Source organism: Pseudarthrobacter sp. NKDBFgelt, assembly GCF_046097905.1.
GTDB lineage: Bacteria > Actinomycetota > Actinomycetes > Actinomycetales > Micrococcaceae > Arthrobacter > Arthrobacter polychromogenes.
The window spans coordinates 32,343-46,552 of record NZ_JBJURL010000031.1; the positions used below are offsets into that span (position 1 = coordinate 32,343).

At 65.4% G+C, this 14,210-nt stretch carries 14 protein-coding genes; 5 read left to right on the plus strand and 9 right to left on the minus strand.

Annotation, left to right across the window (positions count from 1 at the left end):
• Positions 1-91 precede the first annotated feature (91 nt).
• A complete protein-coding gene (locus ACKAE7_RS10300; protein ID WP_191035268.1) occupies positions 92-379 on the plus strand; it encodes a WXG100 family type VII secretion target in 288 nt (95 codons plus the stop codon).
• A gap of 7 nt (positions 380-386) precedes the next feature.
• Here the strand turns inward: ACKAE7_RS10300 and ACKAE7_RS10305 are convergent, their stop codons facing one another.
• Positions 387-1,349, minus strand: coding sequence for an RNase H family protein (locus tag ACKAE7_RS10305; protein ID WP_408979096.1), 963 nt, complete (start codon positions 1,347-1,349; stop codon positions 387-389).
• Positions 1,350-1,558: 209 nt separating this feature from the next.
• On the opposite strand from ACKAE7_RS10305, the gene ACKAE7_RS10310 reads away from it, so the two are divergent.
• Positions 1,559-2,866 carry an ABC transporter substrate-binding protein gene (locus ACKAE7_RS10310; protein ID WP_188811064.1) on the plus strand — a complete coding sequence of 436 codons (1,308 nt, stop codon included), beginning with the start codon at positions 1,559-1,561 and terminating at the stop codon, positions 2,864-2,866.
• 87 nt (positions 2,867-2,953) lie between these two features.
• Here ACKAE7_RS10310 and groL read toward each other — a convergent pair whose 3' ends face one another.
• The 5 genes from groL to ACKAE7_RS10335 form a co-directional block, all read right to left on the minus strand.
• Positions 2,954-4,588: a chaperonin GroEL gene (gene groL / locus ACKAE7_RS10315; protein ID WP_066273856.1), complete on the minus strand. Its 1,635-nt coding sequence runs from the start codon at positions 4,586-4,588 to the stop codon at positions 2,954-2,956.
• Positions 4,589-4,875: 287 nt separating this feature from the next.
• Positions 4,876-6,150: an ABC transporter substrate-binding protein gene (locus ACKAE7_RS10320; RefSeq protein ID WP_408979097.1), complete on the minus strand. Its 1,275-nt coding sequence runs from the start codon at positions 6,148-6,150 to the stop codon at positions 4,876-4,878.
• The gene (locus ACKAE7_RS10325; protein ID WP_139028133.1) at positions 6,147-6,353 is read right to left on the minus strand and encodes a cold-shock protein; all 207 of its coding nucleotides are present in this window, start codon (positions 6,351-6,353) and stop codon (positions 6,147-6,149) included. Before ACKAE7_RS10325 ends, ACKAE7_RS10320 begins: the two co-directional genes overlap by 4 nt.
• Before the next feature lie 193 nt (positions 6,354-6,546).
• Positions 6,547-7,194: a LytR C-terminal domain-containing protein gene (locus tag ACKAE7_RS10330; protein ID WP_408979098.1), complete on the minus strand. Its 648-nt coding sequence runs from the start codon at positions 7,192-7,194 to the stop codon at positions 6,547-6,549.
• Positions 7,195-7,244: 50 nt separating this feature from the next.
• Positions 7,245-7,574 (minus strand): DUF3263 domain-containing protein, encoded by a 330-nt coding sequence (locus ACKAE7_RS10335; protein ID WP_188811058.1) that lies wholly within the window; start codon positions 7,572-7,574, stop codon positions 7,245-7,247.
• Between the two features lie 140 nt (positions 7,575-7,714).
• Here ACKAE7_RS10335 and ACKAE7_RS10340 point away from each other — a divergent pair, with 140 nt between their 5' ends.
• Both ACKAE7_RS10340 and ACKAE7_RS10345 read left to right on the plus strand, forming a co-directional pair.
• Positions 7,715-8,485, plus strand: a complete 771-nt coding sequence (locus tag ACKAE7_RS10340) for a uracil-DNA glycosylase (protein ID WP_408979099.1) — start codon at positions 7,715-7,717, stop codon at positions 8,483-8,485.
• A 14-nt stretch (positions 8,486-8,499) separates the two neighbouring features.
• The gene (locus tag ACKAE7_RS10345; protein WP_190614650.1) at positions 8,500-9,339 is read left to right on the plus strand and encodes a siderophore-interacting protein; all 840 of its coding nucleotides are present in this window, start codon (positions 8,500-8,502) and stop codon (positions 9,337-9,339) included.
• A gap of 14 nt (positions 9,340-9,353) precedes the next feature.
• Here the strand turns inward: ACKAE7_RS10345 and ACKAE7_RS10350 are convergent, their stop codons facing one another.
• The 3 genes from ACKAE7_RS10350 to ACKAE7_RS10360 form a co-directional block, all read right to left on the minus strand.
• Positions 9,354-10,874 carry a threonine/serine exporter family protein gene (locus tag ACKAE7_RS10350; protein WP_238340645.1) on the minus strand — a complete coding sequence of 507 codons (1,521 nt, stop codon included), beginning with the start codon at positions 10,872-10,874 and terminating at the stop codon, positions 9,354-9,356.
• 48 nt (positions 10,875-10,922) lie between these two features.
• Positions 10,923-12,200 carry a peptidoglycan bridge formation glycyltransferase FemA/FemB family protein gene (locus ACKAE7_RS10355; protein WP_408979101.1) on the minus strand — a complete coding sequence of 426 codons (1,278 nt, stop codon included), beginning with the start codon at positions 12,198-12,200 and terminating at the stop codon, positions 10,923-10,925.
• A gap of 134 nt (positions 12,201-12,334) precedes the next feature.
• Positions 12,335-13,468, minus strand: a complete 1,134-nt coding sequence (locus tag ACKAE7_RS10360; protein WP_190614654.1) for a peptidoglycan bridge formation glycyltransferase FemA/FemB family protein — start codon at positions 13,466-13,468, stop codon at positions 12,335-12,337.
• A 109-nt stretch (positions 13,469-13,577) separates the two neighbouring features.
• On the opposite strand from ACKAE7_RS10360, the gene ACKAE7_RS10365 reads away from it, so the two are divergent.
• Positions 13,578-14,123 carry a TspO/MBR family protein gene (locus ACKAE7_RS10365; RefSeq protein ID WP_190614656.1) on the plus strand — a complete coding sequence of 182 codons (546 nt, stop codon included), beginning with the start codon at positions 13,578-13,580 and terminating at the stop codon, positions 14,121-14,123.
• Positions 14,124-14,210: the final 87 nt, after the last annotated feature.

A 14,210-nucleotide genomic window follows, 5' to 3' on the forward strand; every position in this document is an offset into this window, starting at 1 on the left:
GCGTCCCGAGCGGCTTCCCTACGCTCGAGGGCAAGGGTCCGGACCGGCCGGGCCCGCAGGCGCAAGCTGCCGCACAGCGAAAGGCACCACCATGAGCATTATCTCCGTCGATACCGAACTCCTGCAGCTGAAGTCCGCCAGCGTCCAGGCCACCATGGACAGAATCAGCGCCGATGTCCAGGCCATGAAACGCGGACTGGACGAACTCCAGGGTTCCTGGCGGGGCTCCGCCGCCACGAACTTCCAGGCACTGATTACGGAATGGACCCTCACGCAGGGGAGGGTGGAGGCATCGCTGGCATCCATCAACGCCGCGCTTGCCTCAGCAGCAGCCACTTACGCGCAGGCGGAGCAGGGCAATACCCAGCGGTTCAGCTGAGCTGCGCCTAGGCTTCGGGTGTGCCCTGGTGGAACCGCAGCCGCCACCGGCCGCCGTGCAATACCCATAGCGAGCTCCTGAGGGTGGTGCCGGAGCGCGCATAGCTGCGGTACGTGAGGAGGACCGTCTCAGCACCGACGCGTTCGGCACCCAGGATCTCGATGTCCGTCCGCTCGCCCGGATCCTCCTCGAGCGCCATCATCATGGCGTCCCGGGTCCACATCCTGCCTGAGCTGCCGATTTCCATGAAATCGGGGTGGAGCAGCACGGCTGTCCGGCCGATGTCCCCGCGCACCAGCGGGCCCAGCAGTTCCCGCTCAAGTTCCTCCACCACGGCCTCAGGCGGGGCTTCAGCTGCCTTTGCGGCAGTCCCGGGCGCGTCGAAACCCCGGTTGTCCAGCTGGCTGAACAGATCAGGTTCCTCGTAGGCCACTGCCGGCTTTTCTGGTTCCGGGGGCGCGACCCTGGCTTCCTGTTTCGCCGGCGCAGGATGTGCATGGTGGGCACCGGGAAAGCCTGGCCCGGAGCGGGCAGCCACGCCCTGCTGGTAGGCCGTTGCGGCCGCCCGCGCACGTTCGTCCGCGGCTTCGTTCAGGTCATGCCCGGCATGCCCCTTCACCCATTCGAAGGTGTACTTCCGGCCGGCAAGCTCACGGTCCAGCTCCTTAAGCAGGTCCACATTGAGGACCGGCTTCCCGTCTGCTTTGCGCCAGCCTTTGCGCTTCCATCCCGGCATCCACTTGGTGATCGAATTGATGACGTACTGGCTGTCGCAGAGGATGTGAAGGTCCTCCTGGGGAAGGTGGGCGGTGGCCCGGAACAGATCCAGGACCGCCATCAGTTCGCCCTGGTTGTTGGTCCCGTGGGGCCAACCGCCGGCACGCCAGCAGTCGTCATTCACGTACCAGGCCCAGCCGGCCGGACCAGGGTTTCCCAAGGCCGAACCGTCAGCCGCTGCAGTAATCGTCACCGGTCCATCCTGCCAGACCGGCACGACAAACCGGAGTCCGCCCCGGACCGTTGCCCGGAAAGCGGTTACCGAAAGTACTTGACGCGGGGAGAGCCGGGCAGGCACAATCGCTGTATTGAAACGAGAAAGCGCTTTCTCACCTGGTCCCCAACACGCACCGCGCGGCGGCAGCCAACGAAAAGCGCCCTCAGCACCAGGAAGGCACATCAATGACGATCCCAAACCTCAGCCGGAGGAAGTTCCAGCTCGGCGCCGCCGCCGTTGCACTCTCCCTCCTCGCCACAGGCTGTGGCACCTCTTCAGGCTCTGAGAGCAATGAGGAAGTAACCCTCCGGTTTGCCTGGTGGGGCAACGAGTACCTCAACGCCCAGACCGAGAAGGTTATCGACGCCTTCGAGGCGGAACACCCGAACATCAAGATTGAATCCGAGCCGGGCGAGTGGGGCAGCTACTGGGACAAACTGGCCACCAAGACAGCCGCCAACGATGCGCCGGACGTGATCCAGATGGACCAGAAGTACATCGCGGAATACGGCGGGCGCGGGGCGCTCCTTGACCTGTCCAAGCAGGGCGGTATCGATACCTCCAAACTGGACCAGGAAGCCTTGGTGTCGGGCCAGTATGACGGCGCCCAGTACGGACTCAGCACCGGCCAGAACGCCTATGTCATCATGGCCAACACCAAGGTCTTCGAAGCAGCCAATGTTCCCGTGCCGGATGACACCACGTGGACGTGGGAGGAATTCATGGCAACAGCCTCGAAGATCAGTGCCGCCGGGGACGGCAAGAACTACGGTGCCGCCTACGGAAGCAATGAAGCCGACCTGATCATCTGGCTGCGCCAGCACGGGGAGAACCTGTACTCGCAGGACGGCAAGCTCGATTTCGATACCGCCACGGCCGCGTCCTTCTGGGAACGGCTGAAGGAACAGCGCGACTCCAAGGCAAGTCCGCCGGCCACGGTGGCCACGGAGGACTCCGGCGCCGGACTCGAGGAGAGCCTCTTCGGCACCAACAGGGTAGGGATGGCGTGGTGGTGGACCAACCAGCTCGGGTCCCTGGAGTCCACCACCGGGAGCAGCATCAAGATGCTCCGGGCACCCAGCGTCGACGGTTCGTCGGCTGAGAACGGGATGTACTACAAGCCCACCATGTTCTGGTCGGCTTCCTCACGTTCCAAGCACCCGGAAGCCGCTTCCACCTTCATCAACTACCTGGCCAACAGCCCGGAGGCCGGGGCCATCCTGATGACGGACCGCGGCGTGCCCACCAACACGGACATCGTTGAGAGCATTACGCCGTCCCTCAAGCCTGCCGACACCACGGTGGTGGGCTTCCTGAAGGACATCGCACCCGATATCAAAGATGCGCCGCCTGTTCCGCCGGTGGGGGCGGGCAGCGTGCAGAACGTCATCAAGCGCTACACCGATGAGGTGCTCTATGACCGCCTCACGCCCCAGGCGGCCGCTGACGCGTTCAAGAAGGAAGTTGAAGGAATGCTGGCCAGCGCCAGGTAGTAACATCCTGCGGTAAAACACGAATGTGGCCCCCTCCGGAGAGGGGGCCACATTCGTGTTTAGCGGGACAGGTCCCGGCAGGAGTGGCTAGAAGCCGCCCATTCCGCCCATGCCACCCATGTCGTCGCCGCCGGCCGGAGCAGCGTTCTTCTCCGGCTTGTCAGCAACAACTGCCTCGGTGGTGAGGAAGAGGCCGGCGATGGAAGCCGCGTTCTGCAGGGCAGAGCGGGTCACCTTGACGGGGTCGTTGACGCCGGCAGCCAGCAGGTCGACATACTCGCCGGTGGCTGCGTTCAGGCCGTGGCCGGCGGGCAGGCCGCGGACCTTGTCCACCACGACGCCGGGCTCGAGGCCTGCGTTGAAGGCGATCTGCTTCAGCGGGGCGTCGATGGCAACGCGGACGATGTTCGCACCGGTTGCTTCGTCGCCGGACAGTTGCAGGTTGGCGAAGGCCTTGGCGCCGGCCTGGATGAGGGCTACGCCGCCACCGGCGACGATGCCTTCCTCGACGGCAGCCTTGGCGTTGCGCACGGCGTCTTCGATGCGGTGCTTGCGCTCCTTGAGCTCAACTTCCGTTGCGGCACCGGCCTTGATGACTGCAACGCCGCCGGCCAGCTTGGCCAGGCGCTCCTGCAGCTTCTCGCGGTCGTAGTCGGAGTCAGAGTTTTCGATCTCGGCGCGGATCTGGGAAACGCGGCCGGCGATCTGGTCGGCGTCGCCGGCACCCTCGACGATGGTGGTCTCGTCCTTGGTGACAACAACCTTGCGTGCCTGGCCCAGGAGTTCCAGGCCGGCGTTTTCCAGCTTCAGGCCGACTTCCTCGGAGATGACCTGGCCGCCGGTGAGGACGGCGATGTCGGCAAGCTGTGCCTTGCGGCGGTCGCCGAAGCCCGGAGCCTTCACGGCGACGGACTTGAAGGTGCCGCGGATCTTGTTGACGATCAGGGTGGCCAGGGCCTCGCCCTCGATGTCCTCAGCGATGATCAGCAGCGGCTTGTTGGACTGCATGACCTTTTCCAGGACAGCAACCAGTTCCTTGACGTTGGAGATCTTGGAGTTGACGATCAGGATGTACGGATCCTCGAGGACCGTTTCCTGGCGCTCAGCGTCGGTAACGAAGTAGGCGGAGATGTAGCCCTTGTCGAAGCGCATGCCTTCGGTGAGCTCAAGCTCCAGGCCGAAGGTGTTGGACTCCTCGACCGTGATGACGCCTTCCTTGCCCACCTTGTCCAGGGCTTCGGCGATGAGTGCACCGATTTCCTCGTCACCGGCGGAGATGGACGCCGTGGCGGCGATCTCTTCCTTGGTTTCGATCTCCTTGGCGGAGTTCAGAAGTTCGGCGGTGACGGCCTCAACGGCCTTCTCGATGCCGCGCTTGAGGGACAGCGGGTCGGCGCCGGCAGCAACGTTGCGCAGGCCTTCCTTCACCAGTGCCTGTGCCAGCACGGTTGCTGTCGTGGTGCCGTCGCCGGCGACGTCGTCCGTCTTCTTGGCAACTTCCTTGACCAGCTCGGCGCCGATCTTTTCGTAAGGATCGTCCAGCTCGATCTCCTTGGCGATGGAAACACCATCGTTGGTGATCGTGGGGGCGCCCCACTTCTTTTCGAGGACGACGTTGCGTCCACGCGGGCCGAGGGTGACCTTAACGGCGTCGGCGAGGATGTTCAGGCCCCGCTCAAGGCCGCGGCGTGCCTCTTCATCAAATGCAATGATCTTGGCCATAACGGCAGTAGTCCTTTCGGGACAGTCGTTAAGAATGAACCTTCGCTGCAGTGCCCGCGACGGACAACCCGTTGCCGGCGGCCTCTGTATGCCTTCGGGTGTGGGTCTCACTCCAGTTAGGTGTTTCTTCGCTCTTCGACCGATGCCGGCGCCGCCGGCCGGAGCCACGCTTTGCTTAGCAGTCGGTACGTCAGAGTGCTAACTCAATAATTAGCACTCCCCACGTGAGAGTGCAAGCGAATAACCGGCGGAAAGCACCCTGGCCGCCACGTCTTCGCCGAGGGCGATCAGCCGGCGGCGCGGCCTGCCGTTTCGACGCCGGTGGCCGCCGGAATGTTGTCGGCGCCATATGTGAACACCGTGAAGGCGGCCGAGGTGATGTCACCGTTGGCATCGAAGGCGATGGGGCCCGATTCGCCGTCGTAATTGATGTCCGCACCGGAGGCCTTGCCTGCCAGGCAGTCTTTGTAGCTGGGGCAGGGCGCCGTTCCAGCCGGGCCGGTTCCGTCAGCAGTCCCGCCTGATACCGCGATCAGTGTTGCGGCGATTGAACGCCCGGAATCGTCCTCAGCCCTGGCCGCTGCCAGCGCGGCAAGGGTCACGGCGTCGTATGTCTCCGCCGCGAAGGACACATCTTTCAGGGCCGGATCGATGCCCAGCAGCCTTTCCTGGAACCCTGCCGAGGGAAGCTGCCCCGGGACGACCGCACGTGCACCGTCCAGGGCCTTGGATCCCAGCCGGGAGCCGTACCGGCTGAAGGCGCCGTCGCTCAGGATAAGCCTTGAGCCTGCGAGGGCGGCGTTGTTGAGCTCGGCCAGGGCGCCCTGTGCGCCGTCACGGGCCACCAGGATGACGGCGTCGGGTTGCGCCTCGCGGATTGCGGCAGCCGCAGATCCAGCTTCACCCGGCGTGAAGCCCACCGCTGACAACACGTCCAGGCCCGCCTGTTCAGCGGACGCTGAGACGGCCGCGGAGACATCGCTGCCGTAGGAGCCTTCCTGGTACACCACGGAGATGGTTGCGGCGCCGGCATCCTTGGCGAGCTTGGCCAGCACGGGTCCCTGCGCGACGTCGGCGGCGGCCGTCCGGAAGTAGTATCCGCCGCTGGCAATGCTGCTGAGCCCGGCCGCGGTGTTGGCAGGCGAAATCAGTGGCGTCCGCGCCCTGGAGAGGATGTCGACGGCTGCGAAGGCGTGGCTGGAGTCGGTGGGGCCAATGACCACATCCGCTTTGGCCTGGACCAGGGACTGCGCCTGGGACGCTGTGTCCTGGCCTGTTTCAACGGGGAGAAGTTCCACCGGCCGGCCCTTGTGCCCGCCGGCAGCGTTGATTTCCTTGACCGCGAGCTTGGCGGCAGCCAGTTGGGGACCGTTCAGGAAGCTGTTGGCACCGGTGTTGTCCAGGATGAGGCCGACCCGCAGCGTGCCGTCACCTGAGGCCTCCGCCGGTTCCGTGCGCGCGTTTCCGGTCACCCCGGAGCAGCCGGTGAGGGCGAGCGTGCCGCAGAGGGCTGCGGCGAACAACGGACGGATGGGTGTAGCGGAGGAAAACGGGTGCTTCACTCGGCCGGCCGGACGCTTTCGGCCTGCGGGCCTTTCTCGCCTTCGCCAACTTCGAGTTCCACGCGCTGGCCCTCGTCCAGTGCGCGGTAGCCCTCGCCCTGGATGGCGGACCAGTGGACAAAAACGTCGTCCCCGGAGCCGTCAACGGTGATGAAGCCGTAGCCTTTTTCCGCGTTGAACCATTTGACGGTTCCTCGTGCCATGATGACCACTCTTTCCGTTAGGTCCGGGATGCTGCGCCGGTGCCGCCGTGGCTCGAAGCCCGGAATTCACTCTAGCCAATGCTCGCCGGCAGCGCCGGGGCACAGCATGGCCGGCCGCAAACGTTATTCAGGCGTGACCCCCGGCCTTCACCTGCGCGCATGTGGCGTGAGGCGCCCTGTTGGGGACCCCGGCCTACCGGTATCCGGGGCCGAGCACCACCACCAGGGGAACCTGGAATTCGGTGCTCTCCACTACGGTGGGGACTCCCAGGAGTTCCGCGAGGGCCTGCGCGTTGGCCTCCTGCGCCGCTCCCGCGTAGAAGATGATGGAACCCTGCTGGGGCGCCCCTGCCCAGTTGCCTACCGGGCCCAGGGTCCACCCGTCCGACTGCACGGTTCCGCCCACCCGGCTGGCCAGCCCGGCAGTTCCGGCAGCGTTGTAGACCGCCACCTCCTGGGCCTTGTCCACTGTTGCGGCCGGAGCAGTGCTCTGGGGGCTGGACGGGGTACCGTTCCCCGCGGTGCCGGCCGGTTCGGGGGAAGACGACGGCTCAGGCTCGGTGGAGGGGACGCCGGCGGTCTCCGGCGTAGCGGACGGAGACGATCCGGTTTCGGCCAGCGGCGCTGCTTCCAGGCTCGACGACGCCTGGGTTGCCGGACCGTCGAATCCGAGCTTGGGCAGGATCAGGAAGGAAACCACGCCGATGGCCAGCGCAACAATCCCCGCAGTCAGGATGGGCCAAAGACGGACCCGTGCCGGAGCGGAGGCTGTGCGGTGTACACCTTGTCGCGACGCGGTCTCCGGGACCTTGTCGAATTCATCGCGGGCGTATTTGGTCATGGGAAAGAGACATCCTTGTGTGTAGCTGCTGAGGACTCAGCGTGAGCGTCTTATGCGTCGGACCCCAGGCGGCGTGCAGTGCGTGCACGGTGACGCGACGTACGTAGTCTACGCAATCTCTTGACCAGCATGGGGTCGTGCGCCAGGGCATCCTCGGTGTCGATCAGGGCGTTGAGGAGCTGGTAATAGTGGGTGGCGGACAGATCGAACAGTTCCCGGATGGCCTGTTCCTTGGCGCCGGCATACTTCCACCACTGCCGCTCCAGTGCGAGCATCTGCTGGTCCCGCTCGCTCAGCGGCGACTCCCGCAGCGTGAAATCCGCCAGCAGGGTGTTCCGTTGTGCCTGCGCCGGCAGGTGCTCCCGAGCTGGCTCCGCCACGGCGCACTCTCCTTAGCTGGTTACGTAAATGTCTGACCCCCATGCTACGGACGAACAACACCATTGTCATTTGCGCATAGCCCTGCCGCGCACGCCGAACGGTACAGCCGGCGCCTCCAGCCGCCTGCAAGAATGGACTGATGTTTGAATCGGACGCCTTGTTTGAGCTGGAGCAGGAACCGGCAGGCAGCACCGGCTTCGCCGGTCTGGCGCAGCTGCCGCTGGCGGAGCTGATGGCGCCCGACTGGGCCGCCGCACTCTCGGACGTGGACGCGGAACTTCGCGCCGTTCTTCGCTTCGCGGCCGGCGAGGTGGCGGCCGGGCACCAGGTCCTGCCGGCGCCGTCGAACGTCCTGCGGACCTTCCGCCAGCCCCTCGCGGAAGTGAAAGTGCTGGTTGTGGGACAGGACCCCTACCCCACGCCGGGACACGCCGTCGGACTGTCCTTTGCCGTTGACCCGCACGTCCGGCCCATTCCCAGGAGCCTCGCGAACATCTACCGGGAGCTGGAGGCTGACCTGGGAATCCCGCCGAGGGTGCATGGGGACCTCTCCGCGTGGGCCGGGCAGGGGGTGCTGCTGCTGAACCGCGTAATGACGGTACGGGCGGGATCTGCGGGATCCCACCGGAGGAAGGGCTGGGAAGAAATTACGACGGCGGCCGTCGAGGCGCTGGGCGCGCGGCGGGCACCGGACGGGTCGCCCTTGCCGCTGGTCGCGGTTTTGTGGGGAAAGGACGCCGAGAGCGTGCGCGCGCTGCTGCCCGGGGTCCCGGCAGTGTCCAGCGCGCACCCCAGCCCCTTGTCCGCTTCACGGGGTTTCTTTGGTTCCCGCCCGTTCAGCCGTGTCAACGAGCTCCTGCGTGAGCAGGGGGCCGCGGACGTAACCTGGGAGCTTCCGGCGGTGCCCTAGCTTAGGCTTGCCTTATGAGCATTGTTCCCGCCTCCACCAGCGCCAGCAAGAAAAGCCGCCCCCAGGTCAACCTCACGGTGGTGCGCCGGGAACAGCTGGCGCCGCAGATGGTCCGGATTGTCGCGGGCGGTGACGGTTTCGCCGATTTCGTCAACAACGGCTTTGTTGACCGCTACGTCAAGATCGTATTTCCGCAGCCGGGTGTCCAGTACCCCTCACCCCTCGATCTGTGGAGCATCCGGGAGACCATGCCTCGGGAACAATGGCCGTTCACGCGCACATACACCCTTCGCTGGGTGGATACCGCGGCCCGGGAACTTGCCATCGACTTTGTGGTCCACGGCGATGAGGGGCTGGCTGGGCCGTGGGCGGCCAGGGCCCAGCCGGGCGACACCCTGACTTTCACCGGCCCGGGCGGAGCGTACAACCCGAATCCCGAAGCTGACTGGTACCTGTTCGCCGGAGACGAGGCCGCCCTGCCCGCCATCGCCGCCTGCATTGAATCCCTGCCTGCGGAAGCGGCCGGCGTCGCGTTCCTCGAGGTCGATTCCGACGCCGACATCCAGCCGATTGCCGCCCCGGCCGGGCTGGAACTGCGCTGGCTCTTCCGCCACGGTGTCCCCGCCGGCGAAAGCAACCTCCTGGTCCAGGCCGTCGCGGACGCTGACTGGCCTGCCGGGAGGGTGGACGTTTTTGCCCACGGCGAGCGGGGGTACATGAAGGCGCTCCGGGATCTCCTTTTCGTCCAGCGCGGACTGGAACGCAAGCAGGTGTCCCTGTCCGGCTACTGGGCCAAGGGCCGCGTTGAGGACGTTTTCCAAGCGGAGAAGAAGTTGCCCGTAGGACAGATCTAGGCAGCCAGGCCAGGTCAGCGGCGGCGGGCCCGCCGGCGCTCGTTGCTGGCCAGGCTGCGGGTCAGTGGCCTCGCCAGGGTATCCCCCAGCACGATCCCCCCGGCAGTTCCCAGGACGATGGCACCGGCGTTGAGCATCCCGCCGGCGCCGAGCAGGATCTCGGCCTCCTCGATGGTCAGTACGTACATGGAGCGGAAAATGGTGAGGCCGGGCAGCAGGATCAGTGCCGCCGGTACCGCCACCACCAGCTGGGGTGCTCCCATCCGCAAGGCGACCACCCGGGCCAGCAGGCCGATCACCACGGCGGCCAGGGCCGGCGAGAACCGGTCACCAATGCCCAGCAGGCCGCCGCCCAGCAGGACCAGGTACCCCGCGACCCCCACGGCCGCGGTGGGAAGCAGGAGCTGCCAGGTGGTCTGCTCGGTCACCCCGATGGCCATCACCGCCACGGCAACAAGGATCACCAGCACCCACAAGTCGTAGGCGGGCGGGAAGGTCTGCGTCACGTCGATGGCCTGCATGCTGGTCAGCTGGCCCACCACGAAAGCTACGGCGATGCCTGCCACCAGCGCGCCAAAGGTCAGCAGGGTGGAAAGGAACCGCCCCGCGGCGGTCACGGGGAAGCCGTTGATGGCGTCCTGCACGGAGGAGACCAGCCGTCCTGTGGGCAGGAGCAGGAGGATTCCGCCCACCACCACGATCGCCGGCGAGGTGGTCAGCCCAAACTGCCATAAGAGCAATGCCAGCAGGGTCACGGCGAAGGAGCAGCTGGCGGTGGTGAAGAAGTCCGGCACGCGCCAGCGGCCCAGCTGGCGGGCCAGCAGGCTCACGCCGATGTTCACGGCGAACGCTATGACGGAGGACACTGGGCCGCCGCCCAGCACCGCAACGAACGCGGCGGCAAATACCCCGAACGCCGCCGTCACCATCCAGCGGGGGAACGGCTTGGGACTGGTAATTGCCTCATCCAGCCGGCGGATCGCCTCGTCGCGCCCCACTCCCCCGGCAACGATGTCCGTCACCAGCTGGTGGACCTTCGCCAGGCCCGCATAGTTGTTGGTCCAGGACCGCACCACCCGCAGCAGCGCAATGGGGGTCTGGTCCTTCGGGGCGTAGTTGATGCCCACCGACTGGTTGGTGATGTCCACTTCGATGTTCTTCAGGCCAAGCGCCGCCGTGACGGCAATGATGCTGGTTTCAACCTCGAGGGCTCCCGCACCGTAGCGGAACATGGTTTCGGCCAGGTGCAGCGCGAAATCCAGGGTTTTCCGGGCGGACGTGTCCACACCGCCCACCTGGATCATGGGGTTCGCATAGGGGCTCCCGGTGAGCCTGTCCACGATGCTCATGGGAGCCGTAGGCGGGTTCTCGCCCTGGACCAGGCGCCGCAGCATCCTTTTCGCCGCAGCATTCTGCCGCAGCTGGGAGGGGGTCAGCGGCTCGGTTTTGGGCAGGCCGTCCGTGCGCGGCGTTGCCTTCGGTGATGGCGTTGCCTTCGGTGATCCGCCGCCGGGATAGTCAGGCCGGTCGGTCATGGGTCCCTCCTCCCGTTGTAATGGTGTGCAGCGTGGCTGCGGAGCGCGTCAGGCGGAGCGCCGCAGGGGCAGTTTGGCCAGCAGGAGGCGGGCGGCGCCCGCTGCCGCGCGGGCAAGCTTGTTGGCGCGGAACACTGCCGGGCGGAGAGGCATCACAAAGTCGCCCACGAGCTGGACCACTTCGCCGCCGAAGCCCTTCTTGAACTCGTAGCCCCCGTGGCCTTCCTCGTCCTGGCCGGAGATGCCGAACGTACCGTAGAAGTTGTACCGCGGGTAACCCTTTTCAAGGGCGTGGAGCATCATCCCCCAGTACAGCGACGTGGCGCCGTTGAAGTAGATGTAGTCCTGCACGGTGCCGCCGATGACGCAGACCACTTCGTCGCCGTAGCAGACGAAGTGGATGGCGGCCACCGTGGCAACGCCAACCGAATCCGGAAAACGTTCGATGTCCTTGAGGCTTCGCTCGTAGCTGTCCACCAGGTCCTGGACCACTTTGAGCCGGTTGGCCTTCTTCTTGCTGCCGGTCTCCTCCACGTCGCGGCGGAGTTCTGCCGCGGTTTCCGATTCCGCGGCCAGCCGCTCCGTAATGGATTTCCGGTAGGCGGGAATGTCAATCTTGGCCATCATGAGCTTGGTGAACTCGGCCGACGTGGTGCGGAGCAGCTGTTCATAGTAGGCGCGTTCGCGGTAGACAAAACCCTTTTCGTCGCCGGCCCGGCTCAGGGCGCCGTAGAACTCATCAAGGGTCTCCAGCGTTGCCTGTTCCAGGAAAACACCGTTCTTTTCCGCTTTGCGGATGGCCTTCCGGGTGCGGTAGCTGGTGCCCATGATCAGTTCCTCCGCGTCCTGGATGCCTTCCAGGCTCTTGATGAACATCCAGTTCACGTTCACGAAGTTCATGTCCAGCCCCTGGTGCTGGAACCCCAGCCCGCCGAGCTGGTCCACCAGCGGCCTGTTGTCCTCCACTTCGGGGTGTTCCGCGCCGTCGGCATCGCGGGCGATGTACCTGAGGTTCGGGGAGATCCGCAGCTCGGCGGCTTTCCGCTCCGCTGCACGTTTGCGGAGGAGTTCGACGACGGCGCGCACCAGTTCAGGGTCCGTGTAGTCCATCAGGGGGCCCTTGGCGCATTCGCACACCGTGTAGCCGAGGCGCGTGGTGGTGTAGTTCAGTTTGCCGGCCGCCACCAGTTCACCGTCGCGGCGCACTCCGAAGAGTTCAACCTGCTGTCCCCGGGCGCGCTGGAACCGGGCGAAGTCGAGGGACTGGAGGAAGCTGTTCTGTGGGTGCTTCAGTGCGAACTGCTCGAATTCGGCATCGCTGAGCATGGCGAACTCCAGGTCGGCGGCGGAGATTGCAGTCAAGGGGTTACCTTCTTCACGAATGGGGGCTGGCATAGGCAGGATGTGGGCAGGCCGGCGGCGGGGTGGCTGAGAAGTCAGCTGCGGCCCCGCCTTCCGGGTCAGTAGAACTGCTGGCCGGTGCGGGCAGTTTCGATCCGGCGGAACACCTTCTCCGCTCCCTTAACCCAGAGCCGGTGCTTGAGGGGCGAGAGAACGTAGTCGTGGCACCCGACAAAATCGGTGACAGTCTTGGTGAAGCTGGTCTTGAACATGCCCATCCCGTAGAGATTGTGGCTCTTGTCCTTGATCCGTGAGGCTGGCGGGGTGCCGCAGAAGTCGTATTCCGTGCAGCCCAGTTCCTGCATGCGCCGGATGGCAGCCCACTGGACGAGGTGCGAATCGCCGTACTGCGTGCGGTTCTGGGTGGAGCCGCCGTCCTTGTAGGTGGCTTTGGCACCATAGTTGATGACGAAGGCTCCCACACTGGGTTTTCCGTCCTCATAGGTGAAGAAGAAGTTGCCCTGGCCCCGGTTGCAGAATTCGTCCCAGAACGCAGCGTAATACTCGTAGCTGCGCAAGGGCATGGAGCCCTTGGCGCTGACGGTGTCCGCCATCAGGCCATAAAGGGCCCGGTAGGTTTCCGGACCGTGTTCCTTGCGGACCACTTCGCAGCCTTCCCGCTGGGCCCGTCGGATGGCGTTACGTGCCCGGGAGGAGATGGCCTTGAACACCGCTTCTTCGGGGCCGGAGATATCCAGCAGCGCAGTGGAGTCGTTGGACTGGATGTTGGGCGCCTTGACCAGGCCCGCCCCCCTCAGGTGTGCCTGGGCCTCCTCCGAGTCCACGATGTCCGGCTCGATCTTGATGGTGAAGACGTTGAGCTTCCGGCCGCGCACCAAAGCTGCGCAGGCCTCCAGGGCCGCTTTGAGGTCCGCCGCCGCTTCCAGGTCGGGGCCCTTGATGAGGTACCAGAGCCGGCCCAGCACAGGGAAGCTCTTTTCGAGCACCAGGTTGTAGCTGGCAGATCCACCGTTTTCGAGGACCAGGAAGCGGACTTTCCAGCCGCTGCCGTTCTTCACTGACGCGTACGCGGCGGACTGCAGCATGTTGCCGCCGTTGGGGTTGGCCGTGACGTGCTTGTCCCAGTTTTCAATCTCTTCGGCTGTGGCAAAACGTGCGGTAAATTCTCGCAAGGGGGCCGTGTCCAATCGGTGTCGTGCGCGGTTTCGGTACTCGTGTCTGCGTGCGGACATGCAGCCTCAAGTCTAAAGCCTGAAGCCCCCACGGCTTTTCAGCAGCCGGCCCGTGCCTGCCGTCACCCGCGCCCTTGACTCGGGCGGACCGGTTGGCAAGGGTGGAGGCATGCAGCCGAACCGTGAAGACTTGTCTTACCCGCCTGATGGAAGCGACCAGCCGTACAGCGCGCGGGTCCAGGCAGCGGTGCTGGCCGGATTCCTGGCGGCATCCTTCCTGGTGGCCGGGTTCGGCGGATTCTCCACCGTGGACAACGTGGACGGTTGGTATGCCACGGCTGACAAGGCACCCTGGTCCCCGCCCAACTGGCTCTTCGGCCCGGTATGGACACTGCTCTACACAGCCATGGCGGTGGCTGCCTGGCTGGTCTGGCGGAAGCGGGCTCCCAAAACCAGGCGGGCGCTGACTGCCTACGCGGTCCAGTTGGGGCTGAACCTCGCCTGGACTCCGGTGTTCTTCGGCCTCTACCCCGCTCTGGGGACGGCTGCCCTCTGGCTGGCCATGGCCATTATTGTGGCCCTGATCGCCGCGGTCACGGTGACGGTGCTCTACTTCGGCCCCATCAGCCGGACCGCTGGACTGCTGCTGCTGCCCTACATTGCCTGGCTGGTCTTCGCGTCCACCTTGAATTGGTGGGCTGCAGTCCACAACTGAAGGTTTCCTGTTCCTTCAGCATTCGACGACGTTGACGGCGAGGCCGCCCATGGCCGTTTCCTTGTATTTGGAGCTCATGTCCTTACC

Excerpts from the sequence above, each read along its gene's own strand:
- ACKAE7_RS10340 (WP_408979099.1), top strand. The coding sequence starts at position 7,715 with ATGTTTGAATCGGACGCCTTGTTTGAGCTGGAGCAGGAACCGGCAGGC.
- ACKAE7_RS10355 (WP_408979101.1), bottom strand. The coding sequence starts at position 12,200 with ATGCTCAGCGATGCCGAATTCGAGCAGTTCGCACTGAAGCACCCACAG.
- ACKAE7_RS10350 (WP_238340645.1), bottom strand. The coding sequence starts at position 10,874 with ATGACCGACCGGCCTGACTATCCCGGCGGCGGATCACCGAAGGCAACG.
- ACKAE7_RS10345 (WP_190614650.1), top strand. The coding sequence starts at position 8,500 with ATGAGCATTGTTCCCGCCTCCACCAGCGCCAGCAAGAAAAGCCGCCCC.
- ACKAE7_RS10330 (WP_408979098.1), bottom strand. The coding sequence starts at position 7,194 with ATGACCAAATACGCCCGCGATGAATTCGACAAGGTCCCGGAGACCGCG.
- groL (WP_066273856.1), bottom strand. The coding sequence starts at position 4,588 with ATGGCCAAGATCATTGCATTTGATGAAGAGGCACGCCGCGGCCTTGAG.
- ACKAE7_RS10310 (WP_188811064.1), top strand. The coding sequence starts at position 1,559 with ATGACGATCCCAAACCTCAGCCGGAGGAAGTTCCAGCTCGGCGCCGCC.
- ACKAE7_RS10325 (WP_139028133.1), bottom strand. The coding sequence starts at position 6,353 with ATGGCACGAGGAACCGTCAAATGGTTCAACGCGGAAAAAGGCTACGGC.
- ACKAE7_RS10360 (WP_190614654.1), bottom strand. The coding sequence starts at position 13,468 with ATGTCCGCACGCAGACACGAGTACCGAAACCGCGCACGACACCGATTG.
- ACKAE7_RS10300 (WP_191035268.1), top strand. The coding sequence starts at position 92 with ATGAGCATTATCTCCGTCGATACCGAACTCCTGCAGCTGAAGTCCGCC.
- ACKAE7_RS10365 (WP_190614656.1), top strand. The coding sequence starts at position 13,578 with ATGCAGCCGAACCGTGAAGACTTGTCTTACCCGCCTGATGGAAGCGAC.